General features: G+C 37.3%; 19 protein-coding genes. 10 read left to right on the top strand and 9 right to left on the bottom strand.

The features are described 5' to 3' along the window. Positions 1 to 59 precede the first annotated feature (59 nt). The gene (locus tag EHR01_RS13240) at positions 60 to 1,202 is read right to left on the bottom strand and encodes a suppressor of fused domain protein (RefSeq protein ID WP_135695252.1); all 1,143 of its coding nucleotides are present in this window, start codon (positions 1,200 to 1,202) and stop codon (positions 60 to 62) included. Continuing rightward, complete coding sequence (locus EHR01_RS13235; protein WP_135634064.1) at positions 1,202 to 1,438, bottom strand: hypothetical protein; 237 nt, start codon at positions 1,436 to 1,438, stop codon at positions 1,202 to 1,204. The genes EHR01_RS13240 and EHR01_RS13235 overlap by 1 nt, the downstream gene beginning before the upstream one ends. Positions 1,439 to 1,586: 148 nt before the next feature. Here EHR01_RS13235 and EHR01_RS13230 point away from each other — a divergent pair, with 148 nt between their 5' ends. Continuing rightward, entirely contained in the window at positions 1,587 to 2,192 is a 606-nt protein-coding gene (locus EHR01_RS13230) for an alpha-ketoglutarate-dependent dioxygenase AlkB family protein (protein WP_135695250.1), read from the top strand. Here the strand turns inward: EHR01_RS13230 and EHR01_RS13225 are convergent. Together EHR01_RS13225 and EHR01_RS13215 are read right to left on the bottom strand one after the other, a co-directional pair. Then, on the bottom strand, positions 2,174 to 2,773 hold the full coding sequence (locus tag EHR01_RS13225; RefSeq protein ID WP_135695248.1) for a DUF4269 domain-containing protein: 600 nt from the start codon (positions 2,771 to 2,773) through the stop codon (positions 2,174 to 2,176). The genes EHR01_RS13230 and EHR01_RS13225 overlap by 19 nt on opposite strands. Before the next feature lie 198 nt (positions 2,774 to 2,971). After that, positions 2,972 to 4,024 carry an SDR family oxidoreductase gene (locus EHR01_RS13215; RefSeq protein WP_135695244.1) on the bottom strand — a complete coding sequence of 351 codons (1,053 nt, stop codon included), beginning with the start codon at positions 4,022 to 4,024 and terminating at the stop codon, positions 2,972 to 2,974. Positions 4,025 to 4,316: 292 nt separating this feature from the next. On the opposite strand from EHR01_RS13215, the gene EHR01_RS13210 reads away from it, so the two are divergent. Continuing rightward, complete coding sequence (locus EHR01_RS13210) at positions 4,317 to 5,348, top strand: MBL fold metallo-hydrolase (protein WP_135695242.1); 1,032 nt, start codon at positions 4,317 to 4,319, stop codon at positions 5,346 to 5,348. 174 nt (positions 5,349 to 5,522) lie between these two features. Beyond that, entirely contained in the window at positions 5,523 to 6,443 is a 921-nt protein-coding gene (locus tag EHR01_RS13205) for a type 1 glutamine amidotransferase domain-containing protein (RefSeq protein ID WP_244310114.1), read from the top strand. On the opposite strand, the gene EHR01_RS13200 is transcribed toward EHR01_RS13205, so the two are convergent. Beyond that, complete coding sequence (locus EHR01_RS13200; RefSeq protein ID WP_135695239.1) at positions 6,412 to 6,978, bottom strand: Crp/Fnr family transcriptional regulator; 567 nt, start codon at positions 6,976 to 6,978, stop codon at positions 6,412 to 6,414. The two genes, EHR01_RS13205 and EHR01_RS13200, sit on opposite strands and share 32 nt — an antisense overlap. Positions 6,979 to 7,176: 198 nt before the next feature. Between EHR01_RS13200 and trxA the strand changes: the two genes are divergently transcribed. The 7 genes from trxA to EHR01_RS13165 all read left to right on the top strand — a co-directional run bounded on the left by trxA (position 7,177) and on the right by EHR01_RS13165 (position 16,894). Then, on the top strand, positions 7,177 to 7,491 hold the full coding sequence (gene trxA, locus EHR01_RS13195) for a thioredoxin (RefSeq protein ID WP_135695237.1): 315 nt from the start codon (positions 7,177 to 7,179) through the stop codon (positions 7,489 to 7,491). A 71-nt stretch (positions 7,492 to 7,562) separates the two neighbouring features. After that, entirely contained in the window at positions 7,563 to 8,855 is a 1,293-nt protein-coding gene (locus EHR01_RS13190; RefSeq protein ID WP_135695235.1) for a discoidin domain-containing protein, read from the top strand. Positions 8,856 to 8,861: 6 nt separating this feature from the next. Beyond that, positions 8,862 to 10,208: a hypothetical protein gene (locus EHR01_RS13185; RefSeq protein WP_135695233.1), complete on the top strand. Its 1,347-nt coding sequence runs from the start codon at positions 8,862 to 8,864 to the stop codon at positions 10,206 to 10,208. Further along, a complete protein-coding gene (locus tag EHR01_RS13180; RefSeq protein ID WP_135695231.1) occupies positions 10,198 to 11,073 on the top strand; it encodes a VanW family protein in 876 nt (291 codons plus the stop codon). The genes EHR01_RS13185 and EHR01_RS13180 overlap by 11 nt, the downstream gene beginning before the upstream one ends. 254 nt (positions 11,074 to 11,327) lie before the next feature. Further along, a complete protein-coding gene (locus tag EHR01_RS13175; RefSeq protein WP_208721779.1) occupies positions 11,328 to 12,428 on the top strand; it encodes an aldo/keto reductase in 1,101 nt (366 codons plus the stop codon). Between the two features lie 210 nt (positions 12,429 to 12,638). Further along, complete coding sequence (locus tag EHR01_RS13170; protein ID WP_135695229.1) at positions 12,639 to 15,887, top strand: efflux RND transporter permease subunit; 3,249 nt, start codon at positions 12,639 to 12,641, stop codon at positions 15,885 to 15,887. Positions 15,888 to 16,216: 329 nt separating this feature from the next. Continuing rightward, positions 16,217 to 16,894, top strand: coding sequence for a M15 family metallopeptidase (locus EHR01_RS13165; RefSeq protein WP_135695228.1), 678 nt, complete (start codon positions 16,217 to 16,219; stop codon positions 16,892 to 16,894). A gap of 44 nt (positions 16,895 to 16,938) precedes the next feature. On the opposite strand, the gene EHR01_RS13160 is transcribed toward EHR01_RS13165, so the two are convergent. From EHR01_RS13160 to EHR01_RS13145, 4 genes are all read right to left on the bottom strand, one after another. After that, complete coding sequence (locus tag EHR01_RS13160; RefSeq protein ID WP_135695225.1) at positions 16,939 to 19,980, bottom strand: restriction endonuclease; 3,042 nt, start codon at positions 19,978 to 19,980, stop codon at positions 16,939 to 16,941. 1 nt (position 19,981) lies between these two features. Beyond that, positions 19,982 to 22,033 carry a site-specific DNA-methyltransferase gene (locus tag EHR01_RS13155; protein WP_135695223.1) on the bottom strand — a complete coding sequence of 684 codons (2,052 nt, stop codon included), beginning with the start codon at positions 22,031 to 22,033 and terminating at the stop codon, positions 19,982 to 19,984. A 5-nt stretch (positions 22,034 to 22,038) separates the two neighbouring features. Then, entirely contained in the window at positions 22,039 to 22,950 is a 912-nt protein-coding gene (locus EHR01_RS13150) for an Abi family protein (protein WP_135695221.1), read from the bottom strand. 229 nt (positions 22,951 to 23,179) lie between these two features. Beyond that, on the bottom strand, positions 23,180 to 26,059 hold the full coding sequence (locus EHR01_RS13145) for an SNF2-related protein (protein ID WP_135695219.1): 2,880 nt from the start codon (positions 26,057 to 26,059) through the stop codon (positions 23,180 to 23,182). Positions 26,060 to 26,069 lie beyond the last annotated feature (10 nt).

Here is a 26,069-nt window from a genome sequence, read left to right as displayed (position 1 = left end):
GAGTAACGGACAGATTTTAGAGTTTGAATCGGATTTTTTTACAATAAAGATCTAGAAAATTAGAATTCTAACATCCTTCGTTCGCTGTCGTGAAAGAAACTATAACCTTCTTTCTTCCAGGTTTCCCAAAATTTTGCAGAACCTTCTCTCATAAAACAAATTCGTTCTTCAGTGGCAATGGGAGTTAATAAGAGAAAATTAGCGCGTTTTCCATTCTCAGTGATGAGTCCATGTAGGTTTGGTAGAGATTCTTTAGAGCCTTGTTCTATTTCGTCTGTGACGTTGCGTAGAACGAACCAGTTGAAGTCTAGATAGAGTTGGTCTGGATCTTTTCTTGGATTTTGAATTGTATGAGAATGACCAAACCAAATCCCTGTATTCCAAGGAAACTTTACCATCTCACCTAAAACATGTTGGATCCATGTTTCTGATTTATCTTCTGAATCTTTTAAAAGTTGGATGGCAAAAACAAGTTCGATACGAGAAAAGTTTTCGTATTCTTTATGATAGAGTTCGATAGAAGGTTGGTTTTGAACACTCATCCCAATCGTGGAAAAGATTTTGATTCCAGGAAATTCTTTGGGTAAAAAAGAAGCGATCCCAAGTGAAGGATACTTTCCTCCATCGGCAGACCAATACTTTTCATGTTTTCCAAGTTTTGATTCTAAAAAATCCAATCGTAGTTTTTGTGCTTTCTTCCAATGATCTTTTTCAGCAACAGATTCCCAAAATTTTCGATTGGTCCTCACTCGTTCGGCAATCACTCCATTTTCTGGATCACCAAGTGGAGAAGCAGTAGGAGCTTCTTCTTTTGCAAACTTCGCATACCCATGAATCCCTTTGATCCCTGACCAAGAAGGAAGATAGGCTTGTAGTTCTTCTTCCACAAACAAAGCAACACCATCACCTTCTTCTGACCAAATGAAATGGATTTGGTCCTCTGTGAGTGAACTTTGTGCGTTTGGATCTGTAATTTCTGATTTGGTCAAAACTGGTGCAAGACCCGCATCAAAATCTTCATCCACACGAGCCTCAGGTGCATCAATTAAGTTACGCACCCAAAGTGTTTTCATGGGCCACTCAGGGTTGTTATGTGATTGTAAGTAAAGGTAAATGGTTCTTCCATCATCTTCTAAAAAGGCAGTAAAAGAACCGTAAGGATTTGCTTCTTGGTATAAAACTTTTGGGGTAATGGGATTCATTAAAATTTATGCGGAACAACTCTCTCTTTAAATTTTGCCAGAAGTTTGGAAATGGTTTCATCCATTCCTTCTTCAAAATAAATATCTGGATAATATCCAGAGGCATTTCTTAGACCAATGAGTTCTGGTTCATTCCACTTCCTATAACTTTTGAGTGAGTTCCAGACTTCTTCCGAAGGCGAATGGTTTTCCTTTTTTGCGTCGATGAAAGATTGGATCGTGCGAGTTGGGGTCATACGTGTATAGATTCTTTGGTCTCGGAGGGAAACCAACTAAAATTTTAGACTGTTTCGACAGTCGGTGTCGATTTTCATTGGATTTCTTTGGTCACTGGGTGAAAAATTACAGTGACTTACTTTTTTCAGGCGATCCATTTCGAAATCCATGCACTTGTTTCACAAATCTGAATCGGAAAATCTTTTACCTTATGACGGGGTTTTACTCTATATCCCACATTTTCTCCCCACGGAAGAATCCGATCAGGTTTATCTTTCTCTTATGGAGGGGATTGCATGGAAACCGGACGAGGCAATCCTCTATGGAAAACACATTACTACCAAACGGAATGTGGCTTGGTATGCGGAAAAAGGTTTTTCCTACCGTTATTCAGGAACCACAAAAACTGCCTTACCTTGGTCGCCGGAACTCATCGAATTAAAAGCCAAAGTGGAATTGGCATCTTTTGAAAAATTCAATTCTTGTCTTTTAAATTTATACCATGATGGGAGCGAAGGAATGGCTTGGCATAGTGATGATGAAACTTCGTTACGTCCTAATTCTACGATAGCTTCTGTCAGTCTGGGAGCCGAACGGATCTTTCGTTTTAAACATAAAAAAAATGGAGAGCAGGTGGAGTTGCAGTTAGAACATGGAAGTTTGTTGTTAATGAAAGATGTCATCCAAAGACATTGGTTACATTCTCTTCCCAAAGCGATGAAGGTCAAACGACCAAGGATCAATTTAACCTTTCGTCAATTTGGTATGATGTGATATCCACGTTGTAAAAGTAAGTCTCGAAACTGTTCGTCCGATTTTTGATTCCATTGTACTAGTGTTTTATAAGGATCACCTTTTAAATCCAATACTTTACAAAACGCTGGTTCTGTTTTGATTCCTTGTTTTTTTAAACTACGTATTTCTTCTCGGAATGTTGGATCTGCCAAAGTTAAAAATCGATTTTCCACCATCATATGAATCCAAGCATATTGTTCCGTTGGTTCCACCGATTGTCCAAAAATTTCATAACGGAACTTCTTTGTTTCAAATCGACAAATCAAAGTGACTCGAAGTGCAATTGTTTTTTCAGAAAAACTATAATTTGGTAAATTTCGAAACTTAGCATAACAAATCTTTTGTAAATGAGCAGGGATATTGAATTTTACTAAGATATCCACGTCACTGGAATCGGTATCAATATCCAACGGGATGGTTCCGGCCAAAGTAGGTTTGAAACCATGTAAGGATTTTAGAATTTTCCAATCTTCTAAATCCTTGGCAAGTTCCTGTTGTTTGGGCGTACCAAATTGTAAGTAATCAATTTGTTGGAACGGATTGGGTAGCAAAGATTGCATATTATGTCTCGTGCACTCGGTCTCGGCCCCCACCCTGAATGGGTGGTGGAGGCGGGCTTGTGGGAGTTCATTCACGGCCCAACTCCTACCATAAATTCAAACTCTTGTCTCTTGGGAATTCAATCTCGCCAAAAAATCTTAAGAAAACTTCGTAGTTTCACCAATCCCTACTTCATACAAACAAATCACGAAAAAAACTCATAACAATCCTGAACTTTCCATTTGATTTACGTGGTCGATAAAAGTTTCTTTTAACGGGCGATAGGTGATTCCTAAATCCTTTTTGCTATACTCATTATTTAAGTTTAACGGTTGGCCAATATTATTTTTTGTATAACCCCAAGATAATCCAAAAAAAGGACCAATCACATAAACAAGAGCCTTCGGAAGATTTCCCGTAGGAAGAGAATATTTGTTTCCAAAGTTTTCTTTGATGATTTTAGCAACACCTAACATCGGCATTACTTCTGCTGAAGTGATATGCCTTCCTTTTGCACTAGGAGTAAAACCTGCTAAAATATGTGCCTTTGCAACATCTCTCACATCGACAAATCCCATTTTTGTATCGGGAACACCTGTGCGAAAAACACCTTTCAACATATTTTTCATAAACTCAACACTGGTTCCATCCAAACGTTTAGAAAGAGAAGGTCCCATTACAAAAGATGGATTGATCACAACTAAATCCCAACGTGTTTGTTTTTTTTGAATTTCCCATGCTTCTTTTTCGGCCAAAGTTTTAGAATAAGCATATGGTTGGTGAGTGAGGTTACTTGTCGTATTCCAATGTTCTTCAGTAAAGGTTTGGTTCGGAACTTGTAACGAATCAATATTGTCGCCAAGAATGGAAGCAACACTGGATGTTAGAACAACTCGTTTAACAGATGAAATACGATTGCAAGATTCCAGAACATTTTTTGTTCCTTGTAAAGCAGGATCAATCAATTGTTTTTGTGCATCTTTGACACCTGCAACAAAGAATGGGGAGGCAGTATGGATTACAAGTTCGACACCTTCAATCGATTTGTCAAAACTTCCATCGACCATAAGATCTGCTTCAAACAAACTTAGTTTGTCTTTAAACTTTTCTTTTAACTCTAGTAGATGTTCAATTTTCGAAGTGTCTTTTAAACTTCGAACTGTTGCTCTTACTTGTTTTCCATCTTCTAACAAATATTTGACGATCCAAGATGCGATGTATCCCGATCCTCCTGTAACAACGATTGGTAATTCTGGGTTGATCGATTTCATATTGAATTTTAGACTAAGTTCCGATCTCTATCGCAAACAAATCCAGCGAAACCAGTAAAACCAAATCCAAATTTTATCGAACCAAGAACCCTTCATTTTCATTTGTTCTTTTTTGGGCGAGGCCCAGTGGGCCCGGGTTTTTCCGGAGTCCGCGTTCGCTCCCGTCTCTGGATGTGCACTTTGTGCCCACCAGAGACCAAGTCCTCCAAATCCCTCTCGCTTGCGATCCAATCGACTTCAAAACTAGAAATGGTTTGCCATAACGATTTTTTAGTTTTTCATTTTGGTGGTTATGCTAGACCGAACCAATTCATTTCATCCCCAAAGATTTTTTGGATTTCCATTTTTTGTATCACTCATTCTTTTTTCTTCTCATTGTGCCTTTCGTCCTTCAGGAAATCTAAATCATTATGATTCTTACTTTCCTCATGACAGTAAAACGAATCCCATTCCAAAAGGAAAACTCCGTGCTACGTTTTTAGGAACTTCTTCAATTCTGTTAGATGATGGTGAAACTCAAATTTTAACCGATGGATTTTTTTCTAGACCATCCTTATGGAAAACTGCTTTTTCCAAAATTGAATCTGATCCTAAGACCGTTTTGTCAGTCATCGAAAGAGCAAAGATCAATCGGCTTGGTGCCATTTTTGTCTGTCATTCTCATTATGATCACGTCATGGATGCACCGCTTGTGGCAAAACTAACAAAAGCAAAATTGTATGGTTCTTCCTCTACTCTTAATGTAGGAACTGGAGCTGGGTTACCGACTGATCAAATGCAAAAGTTTGTAACAGGAAAACCAATCGCCATCGGAAAGTTTACCGTTACCGTATTGGAATCCAAACACACTCCACCTTTCCGTATTTTTGGAAAAACAAATGCAACAGATCCAAACCATCCAAACATTGAAACTCCTCTCGTCCAACCGGTAAAAGCATTGGACTTTATTGAAGGTGGAACTTTTGATTTTTTCATCCAACATGGGAAAAATAAAATTTTCATCAAAAGTAGTACAAACTTTATAGAAGGAGTCTTGGACAAGTTACAAGCAGATGTTTTATTTTTAGGAATTGCTCAACTTTCTTTGCAACCGGTTTTATTCCAAGATGAGTTTTACAAACAAAATGTTCAGACACTAAAACCCAAACTATTGATTCCCGTACATTGGGATAATTTTTTCAAACCACTCTCGGAACCACTGGAACCCAATCTTCAGTTGGGAGATGATTTTGATGCCAATATGAAATCGATTTTAAAAAGAACAGAAAAAGAAAAAATAGAAGTTAAGTTGTTACAAGGTTTTGAAACCATCGATCTGTTTTAGATACAAAAGTTGATTCCTTCCTAGATTCGAAACATCGTATCATCTGATTGTTTACGAAATCTTATTTTGTAAGTTTTTAACTTAAGTTAAAAATAAGTTAATGATTTTTGACCTCTATTAGAAGAGTCCTTATCATTTAGGTAGAGGACTCATCAAATCTAACTTTTGAGAGTCATGACCATGCAGAATCCGAATCCAAACCAAAACTATTTTTTACTTTCCTATTACCAGATTTTAAAACGAATCGAACCCTGTCGTTTTACGTTTTTTGAAATGATCCGAATGCCAATCATATTGATTATTTCTATGGTAGTATTTCAATTTTCTCTTTTTGCAAAGTCAGAACCAAAACCAAAAGTTTTAATTGTCATGAGTGCTGCTAGTACACTTTTGTTAGATGAAAATCAAAAACACCCTACAGGAGTGTTTCTAAACGAACTCGCCCATCCTTCCATTCATTTGAACCAATCCGGTTTTGACTTGGAGTTTGCCACACCAAATGGCAAAAAGGTTACACTTGATCCAGAAAGTTTAAAAGATAAATATTGGAACTCTACAGAAGAAAAAGAAGAAGCCATTCGTTTTTTAACTTCACTCTCTTCTTTCCAAAACCCAATGACACTCGAATTGGCTATTAAAAATAATCAAAGTTATATCGGGTTACTCATTCCTGGAGGACAAGGTTTGATGACTGACTTGTTGTATGATAGAAATCTTCCCATTTTACTTTCAAGATTTCAAGAACAGAAAAAAACCATTGGTCTCGTTTGCCATGCACCGGCTTTGTTACTCACACTTCCTTCTGGTTCTAAGGGAGAAGGATTTTTGTTCCAGGGTTATCATGTAAACTCTGTTACAAAAATAGAAGAATGGTTTATCGAAACATTTGTGATGAAAGGAAAACCTAAAGTTAGAAAAATTTCGGATTTATTAAAAGAACGCGGAATGATATATGAATCTTCTATATTTCCGGCAAGTGGATATGCCACAAGAGATAGAAACTTAGTCACTTCACAAAACCCCTTCTCGGGAGAAGAGTTCACCAAACTGTATTTTGATGCACTTAAGGATTCTTTAAAAAAATTCTCTTTTTGATCCGGCTGAGTGCTACGTTTGTAATACCCAAATAGGCAGCTTGGTCTATTTGGGAAATTCGATCCAAAACATGAGAATATTCCTGAATGAATTTTTTGTATCTTTTTTCCGGTTCAAAGAGTAAAAAATCAGCAACACGTTCTTCCTTTTTTAAATACAATTTCGAAAGGAATTGGATGAGAAAATTTTCATATCCGTTTTCTTTTTCCATTTTAGATTTGAATTCGTTTTTTGTTAATACAATCACTTCACTTGGTTCTATTGCAATGATGGAATAGGGAATGGGTTGGTTTTCCAAGACACTTGGTAAACTTCCCAAAAGTCCATCTTCGAAGATAAAGGATTTGATCCATTCCTTTTTTCCATGTTTATAAATGAGTTTGAATCCACCACTGACAACCAAACCAACGCTAAATAAAGGAATTCCCTTTTTAGCAAAATATTCTTTTTTCTTTAGTTTGATGGTTTTGCCGTGAGTCATAAAAAACTGACGGATTTCTTCAGAACCTATGTGTTTGGGTAAGACAACTTTCATTGAATCTGCGTTTTAAGATCAATGTTTCTTCAGAGTCTGTCTACTGATTCTTTATATTTAGTATTTTTATAAGGATACAAAATTGAAGTACAAATTAGTTCGATTCAATCCTAAAAATAGTAAGGGTTAGGTAAAAAATTTCGACAATTTCCATATACCTGGCAGGGTATATGTGTCTAAACCATAGGAGTGAAATTTATGTCGGAAAATTTACCTAAAAGTTTTGAAGAGTTGGTACAAACACATGACAAACCGATCCTTGTGGATTTTTGGGCTCCTTGGTGTGGTCCTTGTCAAATGGTGGCTCCAGAATTGGAAAAATTGGCAAAAGACTGGAAGGGGAAAGTTTCGGTGATCAAAATCAATACGGATGAAAAACAAGACATTGCAGGCAGATATGGTATCACAGGAATCCCTACAATGATTTTGTTCAAAAATGGAAAAGAGATTCATCGCATTTCAGGTGCTATGCGAAGTGAAGAAATAAAAAAAGTATTTGGCGGAATGATCTAAGATCAGGTCAATTTTTTACTTGTCTAAGCCGAAAGCGTTTTGGATTCTTTGTATCTGTCGAGGTACAACCTTTGAAAAAAATAATCCTAACACTTTTGGTTTTTCTTGTTCTATTTTGTAAAAATAGTCCGATTGAAAATTCCATTGTCATAGAAAGAATCCAAGCAGCTTCTTCTGCTGATGGCACAAGCCCTATCAATGTATTCATCTCTGGCAAACATTGGAAACCAGAATCCAGCCTCGATGGAATCACGATTTTTTTCTCCAATGGTGCCAAATGGAACCAACCTGGAAAAACAGACGGCCGCGCTTTTTTTACTGAAATTTCTATCGAATGCCAAGAAAAAAAAGGATATGTTGCCTTTTATAAGGACGGCAGTTATGCGACTAATTTTGACTGCACTAAAGAAACTCCCAAAAAAATAAGATCAAGCGGAGTTCATGTCATTTACTTATTACCAGACTCTGGAAATGGTATCAAAACTGTTTCCTTTTTCCAAAATGGAAAAAAATTAGATGTATTGTATCCTGAACCGATTACGGGTCAAGTGACTGCTAGCAGTACACTTCCAAATTATCCCGCCTATAGTTTGTTTGATGGTAGTATCGATTTTGCTTGGGTAGAAGGTGCAAAAGAAAATGGAGAAGGTGAATCTTTTCAAATTGAATTAGAAGACAACATTGATTTATCAGGATTGGAAATATTTAACGGTTATCAAAGATTAGATGCTTTGTTTTATAAAAATGGGTCGGTGACAGAGTTAACGGTATCTAATGAATCAGACTCTTTTCCGATCAAAATTGCTGACAAACAAGGTGGGCAAAGGATTTTTTTCCCAAAAACAATATCAGGGAAAAAATTTACATTCACCATCCAAAAAGTTCGACCAGGAAAAACTTGGAAAGACACTGTCGTCGCAGAAATCATCTTACTTGGTGAAAAAGGAAAACGATTCACTGTCGTTGATAAAAATGCTGATGAGTTTAAAAAGTCAGTTCTTTCGAAAACAAAAAATACCATCCTTTCTGGATTTGTAAATAAAGCAGTTTTTGGGGATGTATCGGAAGGTCGTTTGGATTATGTATTTCGTTCTAATGGTTCTTTTGTGATCTGGAAAGATGATGTGTCCGAAAAACGAGTATTAGATGGCAATTGGGTTTTACTTGATGCTTCACCTACGGAAGCTAAAATTAAAATTTTTGGAAGGGACCATAAAGTTGTCACACAAAGTTTAGATTCCAATAGTCCTTATGCAGAAACCACAGAAGAAAAATCGACAGTTATTTTTGGTGATACACTCACAGTTAAAAAGTCGGCAAGAGGATTGCAGATGATTGGCAAAAAAGTCCAAATCACAGACTAAATTCCTTTGTTCGGCAAGGATATTTATTGGTATGGTGTCCAAGCAATTTCCCTTTTAGAATCGGGGAAATTGCATTCACCAGACAATTCACCTGTATTCCATATTGTCGCTTTTTTGTTTCAGATATTTGGGGTTAGCGATGAAACTCTATTATTTTTCCAGATACTAACTTCTGTTTGGCTTGTCACTTCTCTCTTTTTTGCTAGGCATTTGGTTTTTTCTGTAATTGAAATCTCAAACCCAAAAATCAATTTCATTCCCAGTATTTTGGTATTTGTTTTAAGTTTTTTATATCCCAAACAAAGTTGGGCATTGGGTTTTTTGATTCTTAGTTTTGGATTCTCTTTTCCCATCCCAACAATATCATCATTATTCTCAAAAACACCATCACCAACATCATCTCCATCTTTTGCTTTTACATTGTTTCGATTCCGACTGCGATGGATTGCCTCTGGGATGTTTTTTATATTTGCTTTTTGGTTTCACCCTATGGTGGCTCTTCTTGGTTTGGGTGTTCTTGTTCTGTACCAGATTCCAGAAAAATTCTATCCAGTGTTTTTTTGTTTGGTTTGCCTCCTCCTCTTTTTTTTCCCAGAAGATCCAAGTGGAAGGTTTTATAGTGGTAAAGAAATATTTCCTTTGTCCGCAGCATTTGCGTTAGCTGGTTTTGGAATTCTTTGGGATTGGTTTTTTTTGGTATTTGGAAAATCAGAATCCAAATTTAAAAAAATGCGAAGGGCATTGGCCTTTTTTGGGTTTTTACTTATACTTCCTATTTTCCACTTTGCTGATATACAATACCGAATTCTTTTGAGTTTGATTCTTCTCACTCAAATTTTTAGTCAGTGGAATGGATTTCAGATTTTGGTTTGGACGGTCAGTACTGGACTTTGGATTTTTACTATTTTTACTAATCCAAATTCATTTCGATATTCTTATGAACAAATGTGGATTCCGGGAGAATCAATGGCTTCAGTACCAAACAATGGTTTGCTTATCGCGCACCACGGTTTTTGTGAATACTATCATTTTCAGTTTCGGAAAGATTGTCTTTCTTTCGAGCCAGATACAAAAGCCATTTCTGAATTACCCCAAGGTACAGAAATTTATCGAGCCGTATATGGAATCCGATATGAGAATTTACTCTCGAGTAAAGATGAAAACAAAATCCCATTTTTTTCCTTCATCCAACCTTTGGGTGAATACCAACTGGTTTTAGAAAAGGACTGGAAACGTTACCGGTCATGGTTGGAAAATAGAAATTCGAAACTTGTATCCATTGCCAAGTCTTGGAAAAATCCTTACAAAGAACGTCCAAATTTTATTAAGAGAAAACATTCCAATGGTCTTTAGATTCAGAAAAATACCGATCCTTGGGATGAATGAGAAAGTGCATCGCGGGACCTTACGTTTGTTTTTTGGAAAGATTTATTTCCAGTGGAAACGTTACTTAATTTGGTTTTTGGAACGAAAGTTTTTTGCTACGACAAAAATCTCAATTCAGGAAATGCAGGAACGTTTTCCTGTTTCTATTTTTAAGCATTCGTCGCCCATTTACCGCAAACTAAAAAATGTACCTATGTATCTCCAAGAAAATAAAAGGGTAAATCTAAATATCGCCATTTCAAAGTTAGATGGCATTCTCCTGGCACCCAACCAAGTATTTTCGTTTTGGTATTTGGTGGGCAAACCAACCAAAAAAAAAGGGTATTTGCCTGGAATGCAATTACGCAACGGAAGTTTTATCGAACGAACGGGCGGTGGACTTTGCCAAATGGCCAACCTAATCTATTGGATGACTTTGCACAGTCCACTAGAAGTCAAAGAGAGATGGCGTCATAGTTTTGATATTTTTCCCGATTCAGAAAGAACTCTTCCCTTTGGATCAGGGGCCACTTTGTCTTATAACTATATTGATCTACAAATTAAAAATACAACCAATCAACCCTTTGTTTTGCATCTATGGATTGAGGATGACTTGTTAAAAGGAGAATGGCTTTCCGACTTAGAATTTCCTTTTTTTTACCAAGTGTATGAATCTTATCATGGTTTTCATGCAGAACCTTGGGGTGGATATACAAGAAGAAACGTGATACGGAGAAAAAAGATTTCAAAAGATACAAAAGAAATTTTGAAAGATGAGTTGGTAACTGAAAATACGGCTTGGATGATGTATGAACCATTGTTAGAATCTAAAGAATCAAGTTCGGATCTTTAAAATCTCTAATGGAATATAGAATCTTTTGATAAATGATTCTACATCACTCTAAACTTTTCTAAACCCCTCCAACCCATTTTGTATACAATTATACTGAATTCGTATACTGCTTGAATTTGAATTTCTATTGTATCTCCATTCGTTTGCGATGATACTTTATCTATGACAACGATAAGAAAAATCAATTTAGGAAACCAAGGCCTTACCGTTCCCATCGAAGGACTCGGTTGTATGGGAATGACAAAATTGGCGGGATGAATAATTACGGTCCTTTAGAAATTGAAAGATTGGTAGCTAAAGCGATCAAAGGGAATCGAAATTCATATATCATAGCAACTAAGTTCGGTTATGAGATCGATGAAAATGACCAACTCACTTGGCAAATCAATGGTAGGCCAGAGTATATCAAAAAAGCAATCGAACGGTCCCTCAAAAACTTAGGCACCGACTATATTGATCTTTATTATCTGCATAGGCTTGATCCCAAACCACAACATCCTCTAGTCAGTATAACCGAATTAGCTGGTAGCAAAGTAGACTCCTTCCTACTCGGAAATAAATTTGTTTATGATTTTTATATGATCTCGATCAAAAAAAACATAAAAGGAACAATTCGTTATGGAAGACAAAACTACGATTTCAGTGAAGGTATGATGGCACTGAGTTCCCCCAAACAAGTATTTTCCTCTGATGAAACTACAGATTTTTCTGAATTATCTGGTTGGTTTCTTATCTTTCACGCAGATTTTATCAGGAACTATGATTTAGCAAAACGTATAAAAAGTTATGGTTTTCTTTCTTGCGATGTTCATGAAGCCCTTCATTTATCAGAAAAGGAAGAGGCCGTAATCGATTCTATTATGAAAAACATCCAACATGAATATTTATCTCCTATAGATAAGTTTAGCCAAGATGTAATGATTTCCCATATTGAATTATTACTTAATTATTCTAACAGGTTTTATAATAGACAATTTATTACTCGCAAACACAGTAACGATGATCTTCTTATCCGATTGGAAAGTTTACTGAATGAATACTTTGATACAAACAAGATTCAACAACTAGGACTTCCCACTGTAAAATATCTTTCCTTCCGATTAAATGTTTCGCCCAATTATTTAAGCGATATGTTGAAAACGATTACAGGTCAAAATACGCAACAACACATTCATAGCTGGATCATAGAGCGGGCAAAAGAAAAATTATCTACGACATCCCTATCTGTAAATGAAATCGCCATTCAATTGGGTTTTGAATACCCACAATATTTTAGCAGACTCTTTAAAATAAAAACTAATCTCTCTCCGATACAATTTAGAAACTCATTTAATGAAAGTTCCCAATCAACCTAAGTTCACTCTTCGACTTATGTCAAAATAAAGATTTTTCCGAAAGAAACCCAAGAACTTCCCCTAAATTTATCTACCATTGAGGCAATTCAATCAGTCTCATAAAAGAACCAGCCTGTTAGATGTTTAAAGTTGACCATCTGGTCAGCGTTGATTTTTGTTTGCCTTGCCGAGGGCTGGGAAAATTATTTATTTTAACCCCTGGAGAATAAGATGAGCTTTGCTGAGCTTTCGATAAAACGACCTATTTTTATTACCTGTACAATCGTTTTGATTTTGATTACAGGTTATCTGTCCTTAAACAAATTGGGAGTCGACTTATTCCCCAATATTACAATTCCAGTGGTAACAGTCACTGTTCCTTATCCTGGTGCAGCACCAAACGAAATCGAAACACTGATTGCGAAACCGGTCGAAGACGAATTGTCAACGATCTCCGGGGTGAAAAGAATCAAGTCAATCTGTAACGAAAGTTTGGGAACTGTCGTTGTTGAATTCACAATGGAAACCGATGTGAAATATGCAGAACAACAAGTCCGCGATAAAATTTCTGCCGTAAAACCAAAGTTGCCAGATGATGCAAAAGAACCGATCATCAGAAGGATCGACCCTGCCGATCAACCCATTATCATCTTAGCATTGAGAGCTGATCTTCCTGAAGCACAAATTTACGATATTGCAAACGAAGAAATCAAACAGATTCTTCTCACTACGCAAGATGTGGGAAACATCACTATCTACGGTGGACGCAAAAGAGAAATCCATGTAGAGTTGGATCGGGATAAATTAAAATCCCATATGATTTCGGCTTCTATGGTTTCCAATCGTTTGGCTTCTGGCGGAACGAATATTCCAGCGGGAAAAGTAAGTCGCTCGGACAACGAATTAGTTTATAGAACCATCAACGAATTCAAATCCCCTGATGAAATTCGCGATACTCCACTTTCTCTTTTTGGGAACGAAGTGCCTGTCAAAATTGGCCAGTTGGGAGAAGTAAAAGATACGATGGAAGATGAAGCTTCCCGTGCTTACTTTAACGGAAAAAAAGCGGTCTTTCTTCTTGTGTATAAACAATCAGGAGCCAACACTGTTGCCGTTGCCAAGGCGATTAAAAAGAGAGCTGCTGATATCAATAAGGATTTAGCAAGACGTAATGGTTCTCTTTTTCTTGCTATCGCAAACGACAACTCAACTGCTATCGAAGACAATATTTATGATGTAAATGAAACTATCTTCATTGGGATTGCTCTTACTATCATCGTAGTATTATTATTCCTCGGAAGTGTTCGTTCTACACTGATCACAGGGCTTGCACTACCAAACTCGCTACTCGGAGCTTTTATCTTGATGGCGATTGCTGGTTTTACGGTCAACGTAATGACTCTACTTGCTTTAAGTTTGGCAGTTGGACTTCTGATTGATGATGCGATTGTGGTTCGGGAAAATATTTTCCGCCATAGAGAGATGGGAAAAACAGCAAGACAGGCATCCATTGATGGAACCAAAGAAGTAACACTTGCTGTTATCGCTACGACAATGGCTGTCATCGCAGTGTTTATGCCAATTGCCTTTATTAGTGGGGTTGTCGGACAGTTCTTACGAGAATTCGGTCTTACCATTTGTTTTGCCTTACTCATTTCACTCTATGACGCCCTTACCATCGCACCGATGTTATCTGCTTATTTTGGTGGAGCCGTTGCAGGTCATGGTGGTGGTCACGGCGGAGGACATTCTTCTGCGGAGCCAACTACTTCTAAATCAAAGAAAAAAGCACAAGAAGAACAACTTGCTTACGTTTCTGGTCCTGCCGCACCAGGAAAAGTTGCCCAAGTATTGTCTCTGATTTTCAAACCGGTTCGTATCCTTCTGAATGTATTGAATTTTGGATTGGAAAAAGTTTTGGCTGCATTCAACAGATTCCAAACAAGATTAGAAAATCTTTATGCAAAAATTTTAAAATTTACTCTACGTTTTCCAATTTTGATTATTTCTGGCGCGATATTTTTATTTGTATTTAGTATCTATCTCACTAAGTATGTTACAAAAACCTTCTTACCAGCGCAGGATCAAGGTAAGTTCCAAGTAACTTTGGATATGCCGCCAGGCACATCTGTTGATAAGATGGCGACAGTTGCAAAGGAAGTGTATGAAAACATTTCTGCACACAAAGAAACAAAACAAGTAGCGATGTTCAATACGAACAGAACCACTTCGATGTTTGTGGAAATGGTTCCTTCAAAACAAAGAAAGGTAAATACAAGTCAGTTCAAAGATATTTTAAGAAAGGAACTTGCAACGACTCACCCTTATGCGACTCCAATCGTAAAAGATATTGATAATGTCGGCGGAGGACAAAGACCTTTCGTACTTGTTGTCAGTGGACAAAAAGGTGAGGAAGTACAAGAATACGGTTTAAAACTTCTAGAAAGATTAAGAAAGTCCAAAGCATTACTCGACGTAGATACAAGTTACAGAGCAGGTTCTCCTGAATTTCGTGTGATTCCTGATCGTGCCAGAGAAGTAATGTTAGGTGTTTCCGGTTCTGCTATTGGTATGGAACTTAGAACTTTAATTGAAGGAACAACACCTGCTGTTTACAGACAAAATGGTGTAGAATATGATATTAGAGTTCGACTCAAAGAAGGCCAAAGAAACTTAAAAGAAAGTTTCTACCAATCTTATGTTCCGAACTTTAACAACATCATGATCCCAATCAAAAACGTTGCTTCTTCCGAAGAAACTACGGGACTTGCAACCATCAACCGATTGAACAGAAACCAATCCTTAGAAATTTATGCGGATATGGCTCCGGACGGTCCAGGTATGGGTGGTGCCATTGAAGAGATAACAAAAATCACGGAAACAGAACTTCCTCTTCCTGCATCGGTCAGAATCAATTACCTGGGACAAGCGGAAAACTTCAAAGAGTTAGGTTCGTCGATGGCGATTGCAATGGGGCTTGGAATCCTATTCATCTATATCGTACTTGCATCTCTTTATGAAAGTTTTATCACTCCCATTGCCATCATGTTGGTGTTACCATTGGCGTTATGTGGTGCCTTCATTGCACTTTTCCTTGCCAACGAGTCAATGAACCTCTTTTCCATGATTGCACTCATTATGCTCATCGGTGTCGCTACCAAAAACTCAATTCTACTTGTGGACTTTACAAACCAGTTGATCCAACAAGGAACTGAAATGAAAGAAGCGATCATTGAAGCGGGAAGAGAAAGACTTCGTCCGATTCTAATGACCTCATTCGCGTTAGTTGCTGGATTTTTACCGATTGCTATCGGTTTAAATGAAGCTTCAAAACAAAGAACGAGTATGGGTTGGGCGCTCATCGGTGGTGTGATCTCCTCGACACTACTCACTCTGGTTGTGGTCCCCGCAGCATTCTCCTATATTGAAAGATTGAACAATTTCGTTAGAAGAAATTCTCCAAACCCAGACGCAAAATAGAAGTTTAGAAATTTCATTTAGAAATTCTTTTAATAGCCCCACTTCTGTGGGGTTTTTTGTTTTAATACCATAATCTACAAAACTTTCATGATTCTTTGGGCACCATCTCCGGCCATCAGTCGACGAGGGCGCTCCTTCTGTCCGGGGTGCAAGTGACTGGATCCTTAAAGTCCTATAAAAAAATCTTGAAGATAGCAGAAATATTCTGCAAAATGAAAAGCTATGAAAGAACTTACTCTTAGATTGGAAGATGATCAACTTCTAAAATATACTTCCCCAAGTTCAAATACTATCAAATCTTCAGAATTGTTTTCTAAGATATGAAACTTATGAAACTAATTTTGATCGTAATTTGTTTGGGATTTCCTTTTTTATCTTTGCTATCCCAATCCACAGAAAATAAACTCAATGTTTTGGATCGTAAGGCATACGAACTTTCCATAGAAAAAAATCCAAATAAAGAACTGATCAACTTAGAGAAAAACATTCCTGAAATTCTTTTGGATATACGTTATGCGACTCCGAATAACTTCACAAAACAAGTTATCTATAAGGAAGCCAAAGCTTATGCCAGAAAACCAGTAGCAGAAGCTCTCCGCAAAGCCAACCTCGAATTTATGCAACTTGGGTACTCGATTAAAATCTTTGATGCTTACAGGCCATACAGAGCAACAGTCAAATTTTTTGAAATTGTCGGAGATACAAGGTATGTGGCTTCCCCAAAAAACGGATCAAGGCATAACAAAGGTTGTGCGATTGACTTAACATTGGTGGATACAAAAACAAAACGGGAACTTCCGATGCCAACGGAATATGATTCCTTTCGCAAAGAAGCCTGGTCCGAAGCTCCTGTTTCTGATCCAGAGATTTTAAAAAACCGAACCATGTTGATTCAAGTGCTTAGTCAATATGGATTTCGTGTGAACAAAACAGAATGGTGGCATTATGATTTTTTAGAATGCTCCGGGTTTGAAGTTTTGGACATTCCTTTTGAGGAATTAGAGTAGGGTTTAGATATACTAATTTTAATTTGCCAATGATTAAGATATTCTTATTCATTTAAATTAATAAAAGGATTATCCTGTTTTCCTGTGCCAATCACTACATTATACTCTAATTTTGGAATTTTTTCTAGCGGAATTCCTTGAGCTAACATACGGGCTTCATAAGTGTCAATTATGCATTGAAAATGTTTTTTTGCAGATTCGATTTTTTGTTTTTCTTCCTCAGTTCGAATATCACTAAAGTTTTTGTATCCTTTGGTTTCTTTAATATAATAAAGAAACTTTTCAGTGCCGCCAGTTTCTTCTTTTACAACAATTGCCCAATCTGGGTTATATTCTCCGACTGGTGTCGGAACAATAAACTTTCGCGGGAGTTTAGTAAATACCTCAACTTTGCTTGAATCTTCTTGTTCTCTAGCAAATCTCTTTTCAGTATCACTATCAGTTTCCATTTTATCATATAATCCATGTTTATTGGTTTCTATCGTATCAGATATTACCTCTTTAAATTCTTTAAAAATTGGATCAGATGTATTCTTTTGCTCCCAGTAGGTATTGGGTAGAGGAACATATTCTAGTCCATTTTTAATACCAATTTCTCGTATGACTTCTCTGATGTGCTGAGCGGATCTTTCGAGGTAGTTCTGCGGATTTTTTACAAATTCACTAAGAGAGCCGGATTCTTTTAAGATTTTTTTTAAAGTATCTCTAGTTAAGTCCGTTTCTTTTTGTAAGTATTCAAGAGGGTCAGGGAGGGGGAATGGACTTGTTACTTCTCTTGATTCTCTATTACGAATTTCTGCAGCGGAGACACCACCATAAGCAATGGTTCCTTGTGCAATAGAAGTAACTACTCTCATGGATTCACATTGGATCTCTCGGATCCTTTTCACCGATTCGGTAATAATAGAATTGGAATCAAACTGAAATCTATATATGGTTTTTTGTTTGATGATATCCCAAAGTTTCCAAAATTCTGGATGATTCCATAAGTGGTCATTTTTTTTGATTAGGTTTGGCTTTCTTTTGATTTGAACGAAGGTTTGGATATTTAGTCCTCTGAGCCATTCCAGAATGATGTCTTCACGGCCAGCAAAATCACCTTCCAAAATAAACTCTGATGGGTTTAGAAAGGCATTTTCCATTAGATTTGTAAATGCACCATCTGCGTTAAGATAACGTAATTTTTTTAAGACTTCAAAAAGTTCGTCTGCTTTTTTTCTTTTTTCTTGGGGACTAGGAGTATTAGAGCTGAAGCTGGCAACAAGATTCATAAATTGATGGGAATTTACTTTCCCAAATTCGATACCGGATTCTTCCCTGTATTCTGTTTGTAATCCTCTTACAAATTCCGTATAACTTTCGTTTACTACGACTGTAAGTTGGTTTATAGTTTCGTTTTGAATTCGATTGCCTTGAAAGTCCACTGGGAGCCGCATCCCTCGACCAATCTGTTGTCGTTTGGTAAATTCGGAGCGTGTTTCTAATAAGGTACAGATTTGAAACACATTTGGATTATCCCAACCTTCTCTGAGCGCTGAGTGAGAAAAGATAAAACGAAGTGGTTCGTTAGAATCGAGTAACCTTTCTTTGTCTTTCATGATGAGATTATAGGTATCATCATCTTTGGCGCCATCGCCTTTGGTATCTTTCCATTCGACGATTTCTGAATTTCCTTTTTTCTTTTTATCGCCCGAAAAATATCCATTATGTACAAGCTCGACGGGAGGAGCATTTAAATCGATAAACTCTGGTTTTTGAATCAACTCTGAATAGGCTGCCTCAAATACCTTTCCAAATTTACCAAGACTTGTGGTTCCATCAGGATTATATTCTCTGTAATTGGAAACTCGATCAAGAAAAAAGAGAGTCAAAACCTTGGCCTGAATTCCCATTCGCAAAAGTTGCATTTCTTTTTCCAAATGTGCTTTGATTGTTTCTTTGATTCTTTCGTCTTGAATGACGGGGGCTATGGAACCAATTTCTTTGCCCAAAAGAATTACGGTGCCGTTTGTGAATCGTAAAAATTCGTTTCCAGGTTCGATGCTAATCGTATCAGCAATATAACCATTATAATGCGAATTTTCTGTTTTCAGACTTAAGTCATCTTTTTGTTTGAGTTTGATTTTCTTTTTTGAAATTTTTCCCTTAGATTGGACGTTTACCGTGACAGTTGCGGTAAACCCAACACCTGGTTTACCTTCTGTAGATTCCAGTTTGATATAAGGTGCGTTTTCTGTTCCTGTAACTTCTAAAGATCGAATTTGGATCCGTTTGACGAGTTTTCTTTGGAAGGCCTCAACGGGACCCAAGCGAAAGATAGGGTTGTATCTAATGCGTGGTGTAGCCGAATACCTTAATTGGAAAAGTGGATTTAATTCTGCAATGGCATTCTGTGCGGTTTCGGTATTGTCTACAGATTGGGGTTCGTCAATGATGAGGATGGGTTTTGATGAACGAATGAAATCAATAGGTCTTTGTCCATTCAGCTCATCCATTTCTTTTCGAATTACTGCATTATCCTTATTGAAGGCTTGGATATTCATCACAAGAATTTGCAATTGGTTTGTCGTAGCAAAGTTACGGAGGGCACTTGGCGCAGAACCTTGGTAAAGCGAATAAGTGCTTCCTTTGACAAGAGGAATCCCATACTTAGCTCGGAAATGGTCTGCCGTCATTTCTAAGGTTTTTAGAACTCCTTCTTTAATGGCGATGGAAGGAACAATAATGATAAACTTCGACCAACCATAGAGTTTATGAAGAGATAAAATTGTATTTAAATATACATATGTCTTTCCAGTTCCTGTTTCCATCTCGATGGTAAATCGAAGTCCATTTCGTTCAAATTCTTCTTTTGTAGTGGCTTCAAGAGAAAACTTGTCTTGCACCTTTCGCAAGTTTTCATACAAAACTGATTCTTCTAAAAGCAGGGCATTTCCAAATCCAAGTTCGGTTTGAAAAAGAGACCCTTTTTCACCAGAAAGAGAAAAAGAAAATCCGCTGGGATTTTTTTCCATCCCTTCAAATAAAGATACAGTGGCACTTGTGGCAGTGTCTTGGAATTCGAGACTTTCGAAATGGATTTTCATGCTATACTACTTGAAAGCTAACGTCTTTCATCTGTTTGAATCCGGCATGTACGTTGGCTTTAAGGACATCGTTTCCAGAAAAACCCATTTCTCTAGCAATCACAAGCGAAGGGCTTCGTCTCATGATTTCATTAAAAACTTCCAAGTTATGTTCTTTTCCTAGTACATAATAGGCGGTTTCTTCTGCGATATAAACGATCTTTCCGGCGATGGTCTCCGTTTTGATATTTGGGTTTGCGAGGGCTTCTGAAATTCCCGATTTTAATAAAACTTCATAGAGAATGGCTTCTTCTGTATTCGCTAATGCATTGGAAGACAAAAGTGTTGGTTGGTCTTCGAAGAGTGCTTTTTCCACAGCTTCCTTGGTTTTTTCGATATTACCATTCCAAACAGGGAAGTTAGACGGTGCCAGTTTGAAAACCCGAAAGCCTAGATCTTGGGGTTTACGTGGTGGTTCGTTTTCTTCTTTCCTATTTTTTGTTAGTTGGTCTATCTCGGATTCAAAACCCAAAGAAGGAGCCTCTTCTTTTTTGGATTGGTCTGCTTTTACTTTTACCGATTTTTTCCCACTATCTTTGGTGTTTGCACTTCCTTCTTCTTTCAGCTTTGTTATCACACGTCGGATCCGTTCCATTCCAATTTCGGAAATAGTTTGGAAACCGGCCCTGGAGGCTTCCGATTCCTCCCAAGTCCCATCGGCCTTTTGTTTGCGGGTGGGTTCGGGGAGTTGCACACAGATAAATTTACGATTGGCCCCATCTTCCGCATTTAACGCCAGTACGGCGTGGGCTGTGGTCGCAGAACCGGAAAAGAAGTCAAGGATGATGTCGTTTGGGGTAGTGGAAGCTTGATAAATGAATTCTTTAATCAAAGATGTAGGTTTCGGAAAATCAAAAGCCTTTATCTCAAATATGTCTGATACCTCGCGTGTTCCCGTTGTAGTAAGCCCAACTTTTTCTGAATTGAGCCAACTTGAAAATCCAGTTAGCTCAGTTTTTAGATCATTGAGAAATTTTTTTTCCCTCGGTCTTCCTTCCGGTGATTTTGGGAAAAGTATCCTTTTCTCTTCGATCATTTTTTCTATAACTGGTTTTGATTTTGACCAACCTCTATTTGGGTTTGGGGGATAACTTATGTTAGTTTTTGGATCAACTATTGGATAATGTAAGTTAGGTCTTTGTTGGGCAGTTGCTAATCCGCTTAAATCGATGCTTGCCCAAGGACCTCTTGCATCATTATCAGGATTTGTATATTTTGATTTGTCTATCATCTCTCCTCTGAACGAAAAGAGTGACAGTTTTGAATAACTTAAAATATATTCATGATCTGACGAAAGATTATTCTGATTACGATTATCAGCATTAGATCTTCTCTTCCATTGAAATAATGCCACAAAGTTCTCTTCTCCGAAAATTTCATCACATACCTTCCGTAAGTGGGCCACTTCACCATCATCAATGGAAATAAAAATCACCCCATCTTCACGAAGTAAATTCCGGGCAAGAAACAGTCTCGGATACATCATATTCAGCCATTGCGAATGGAACCGGCCCGTAGTTTCTGTGTTATTCGAAAACTTTCGCCCTTTGGCATCCACTTGTCCCGTGTATTCTAGATAGGTTTTTAAGGCTTCGGTATAATCATCCGGATAGACAAAGTCGTTTCCTGTATTGTAAGGCGGGTCGATATAGATCATCTTTACCTTACCGAGGTAGGACTTTTGCAAAAGTTTTAACACTTCCAAATTGTCCCCCTCGATATAGAGGTTTTCGGTCTTGTCAAAGTCCACCGAAGCGGCACGGTCAGGAAGTAGAGTGGCTGTCGTTGGGGATTGGATGGCCTTAAAACAATTTCGTTTGCCTGGCCAGTTCAGTCCAAATCGTTCTTTTGGATCTTCCGATTCGATCGTTTCGCCAAGGCTTTGGCGGAGTTTGTCCCAATCTATCAAATTGCCTTCGGTAAAGACTTCAGGGAAGTGTTCTTTTAGAATACGGAGTTTGTCTTCGGTGATGTTGTGGGAGGTAAGGGGGAGTTTTTGGGGTTCGTCAGTCATTTTCTTTAATTCCTTGATTGTGTTTTGGTTAGATTCCAAAACGGAACCTCTTTCCATCTTTCAGGAAAACCCATTTCGCGAATGGGAATGGTAGGATAGAGAGTAAGTAAATCTAAAAAACGAAATTTCCATTGGCTAGTTGGGGAAATGAAATTTAGCATATATTGAATGATCGATAGAATCACAAAGATTTTGTTTGGTTGGATTTCGACTGGTTGTTTCCAACCTAAATCATTTCTCGGAAGCATTGGTTTGTATCCAAACTCTCGATTCCACAACCTAGAATGGTGTGCACAAATGTTCCTGACTGAGTTTAAACTTCCGATCCAAGACAAGAGAACAGGTTCAGGTAAATTGTATTTTTTAGCAATCGATTTTGAAGTGGAGGTAGCGATTCCTCTGTACATAGTAAACAGTGTACCAAAACTGATGAGCTCAGTAGCCATCCAAAGAGGCAGAGAATCATGCTCTTCACCATATTTGTGTTGGAAATGTGAGACAAATTTTTCCTTACTTCGTGAATATTCTTTTTTGATTTCCTCTTGGAGTTTCAAAAATTCAGGTTCTTTTAACATGGGAAAGGCAGAGGGTTCTATGTATCCAAAAGCACCTGTTTGGTGAGATAGTTTGTATGTGATATCGGTTCGTAGAGCAATTTCTATTTTCTCGATGCCATCAAGAACCAGTAAACGAAGTTTACGATCAAAACAATAACGGCTCCAAATTTCTTTCAGAGTGGTGTTTTGTCTAAATTCTTCGTTTGGATAATTTCGAAAAGGAAACCAATAGCCACTCAATCGATAGTAACTAACTTGTTTTAAGATTGATACTAAGTCAATGCGGTCGCATACCAAACCTCTGGAAAGAAGTTGATCGGCTTGTTCATCGATGGTTAAGGCTTTTTTTTGGTAGATCATCGCCCTTGATTCCGGGAAGGGCAAAAGACCTGCCAATTTGGGCTTACATTCAGAGGCCTGGCAGGTATGCTATCTATCATGATCGGCCATCTGGGTAGATTCGCAAGTGAAAAATCATCTAGGCTCAGAAAATCATTTTTAAAAAGTTCATATTTTGAGTTGGGATTTTGCATTATAAAATGGCAAAAAAACAAGGCTGGCAAGGGAAAAAATGAACAGAAAATGACTGTCAAACAATTTGTATTTTGCCGCAAAATAAAACAGTTTCATCTGTTACAAATTTAGCTTTCTTTTCCATTTCCTCTAAGAATTTTTCCTTTTCTTCATCAATAGAACGACGTGCCATTTCAAAACTCTTCCAGGCCTCATCCCTTCTTTTTTCGATTTCTTTCCTTTCTCTTTCGAGTTTTAGTCTATCTGTTAGGTTCCCCGCATCTTTTGCTTGTTTTTTGCGAATTTTGATTTCCTCATCAAAAGACCTGAGTTCTTTTTGCAGGCTCAATCGTTTGTCATCGGCCCAGGCATCTAGTTTTTCATATTCCTTTGTAAAAAGATCTTGGTTTCTTAAGTCTCGATTGATTAAGATTTGGTTCTTTTTGTTTGAATGAATTTCTTCAAATTTAGTTGTTCTTGAATTTAAATCTTTTTCAGCATATGGCTTCCACTGACAGGATCTAGAAAATAGACGAATTGCTTGTTCGTTGTCTAAGGTTGAGCCATCTTCCCACAGAATTGTTATTAAAAGGACTTCTTCTTTCTCAAAACTATCCAAAGTCCAAAGTGTAGCTAAAATATCACCTTGTTTGTTTTTTATATTCGCATAACTCTGATCAATTCTATCTTTGCTTAGAGTAAATTTCAATATACCATCTTCTGGAATTGCTTCATTGACTGCTGCTTCCAAGATTTTTTTGGCAAGGGGATGGTTAGAATGGAATGAGTTTTCTTGAAATAAAGATTTTCCCATCCGGTAGTGGCCAAGTTGAATTGGAAGAGATGGAAATGGGTTAGAGTCTAAACGGAAACTAAGATCTAAGTCATTTGTTTTTCCATGTTTATGTATGGCATCCTTTGTTAAAATCCATAGTAATTTAGTTTGGCGATCGAACAAAATCTCACTTTCTTCCATTCGGATCTTAAGCTTTTCTTGGACAATTTCGTCAAAGTTTGTAAGTAACTTTTCTCTAGTTTCTTTTATTCTTTCATTTATATCCGATTGTAGCTCAGATTGAAGTTTATCAAATGCATCTTGGATTTCTTCTTTGGTACGACAAGATTGGAAAATTTCTGCAATTCTTTTTTCAAAATCAACGCCAGTTTCAACGTTTCCAAGAACTTCGTCGCTGGCTCCAAATACACCACTGAATAATTGAAATTTTTCGCTTAACAATTCGTATACGCGTACATCGGCTAGGTTCTTTTTATTTAGGAAATTAACGACTACGACATCAAAATTTTGACCATATCTATGGCATCTTCCGATCCTTTGTTCAATCCTTTGCGGATTCCAAGGTAAGTCGTAGTTTACGACGATAGAACAAAATTGAAGATTGATTCCTTCGGCTGCAGCTTCCGTTGCTATTAAAATTTGCCTTTTTTCTTTAAATTCTTCTACAAGTGCAGCCCTAATATCTGCTGTCTTAGAACCAGAAATTTTATCTGTTCCTTTATACTTTTCCATCCAAGCTGCAAAGATCTTCTTTGAAGTATCATCATTGTTGGAGCCATTGAATAACAAGATTTGATTCGCATAACCATTGATTGATAAAAAGTCGAATAGATAGTTTTGGGTGCGTCTCGACTCTGTAAAAATAACAGCTTTTTTTGCTCCACCTAGTCTTTCCATTTCGGAAAACGCTTGTCCAAGACCCGTGAGTAGAACTTCGGCTTTGCTATTGGCTTGGATATTATTAGCAAGTGCTAAGTACTCTTTTAATTCTTTGATTTCAGCTCTTAGGTCTTCTGCTGATTCAATCAGAAAAAGATTTTCGGGAATAGACTTTTGAGTTTGAAAATCAGACCATTCTTCTTTTATTTCTTCATATTCTTCAAAGTCGTCTGCAATTAACTTTTCGATCTCTAAATCGAGAGAGTTATCAGAAACTCCTAGTTTTTTTTCTAATCTATCTACTAATGCCTGCAAAGTACCAGCTATTGCATAAGTGGAAGAAGCGAGGAGTTTGCGTAAAATTAAAGTCATTAGTTTCCTTTGACTTTTGGGAAGTGCGGCTAAGTTTTCCCGCTGCAAATAAGCACTAATCCATTCGTGTAAACGATCTTCGTCTGCGTTTGGGATAAACTCTTTTGTAATAGGAATTCTCTTTGTATATTTGATATATTCTAATACTTGTTTGCGAAGAGTTCTTTTGCAAATTCCTTCGATTCTGTTTTTAAGTAACTGAAGTTGTTCTTCTGATTGGATTCGCAAAAACTGCTGTGAAAAACTATCAAAATCACCAAATGTTTGTTCGTCGATGATGCTTACTAATCCATACAATTCGCTGAGTGAATTTTGAAGTGGAGTTGCAGTAAGGAGAAGTTTGAAACGACCACGTAAACTTTCTTTTATTGTATTTGCGATAACATTGGACTCTTTGTAAACATTTCTAAGTCGGTGAGCCTCGTCTAAGATTACGAGATCCCAAGAAATTTGTGAAATTTCGAATGCCTTCGCTTTGGCAAATTGATATGAAACTATAACTACTTTTTCGTTGTTAAAGGGATTATGAATTCCACTTTTTTGAATTGAATTAAAGTTTTTTCCTTCGATAATTTCAGACTTTAAATGGAATTTCTCTTGTAGCTCACCACTCCATTGTTTCCTTAAATTTGCAGGTGCAATAATCAATATTCTTTTTTTTTCTTCCGACAAAAATTGAGAAAGTACAAGTCCAGCTTCAATTGTTTTTCCTAGGCCCACTTCATCAGCCAGGATTACTCCTCTTGATAAAGGAGATTCCAATGCAAATAAAGCTGCATCTAATTGATGCGGATTCAAGTCGACCTGAGCACCCAGCATAGCCTTTCCGAGTCTTTCTGGATCGCCAGAAGCACGTTTTCTTGTCAGTTCTAGAGCGAGAATTTTTCTTTGGTGTGGAACTAGGTTCATTAAGAAAGGT

Source organism: Leptospira mtsangambouensis, assembly GCF_004770475.1.
GTDB classification, from domain to species: domain Bacteria; phylum Spirochaetota; class Leptospiria; order Leptospirales; family Leptospiraceae; genus Leptospira_A; species Leptospira_A mtsangambouensis.
This window is presented reverse-complemented; position numbering and strand designations above follow the sequence as displayed.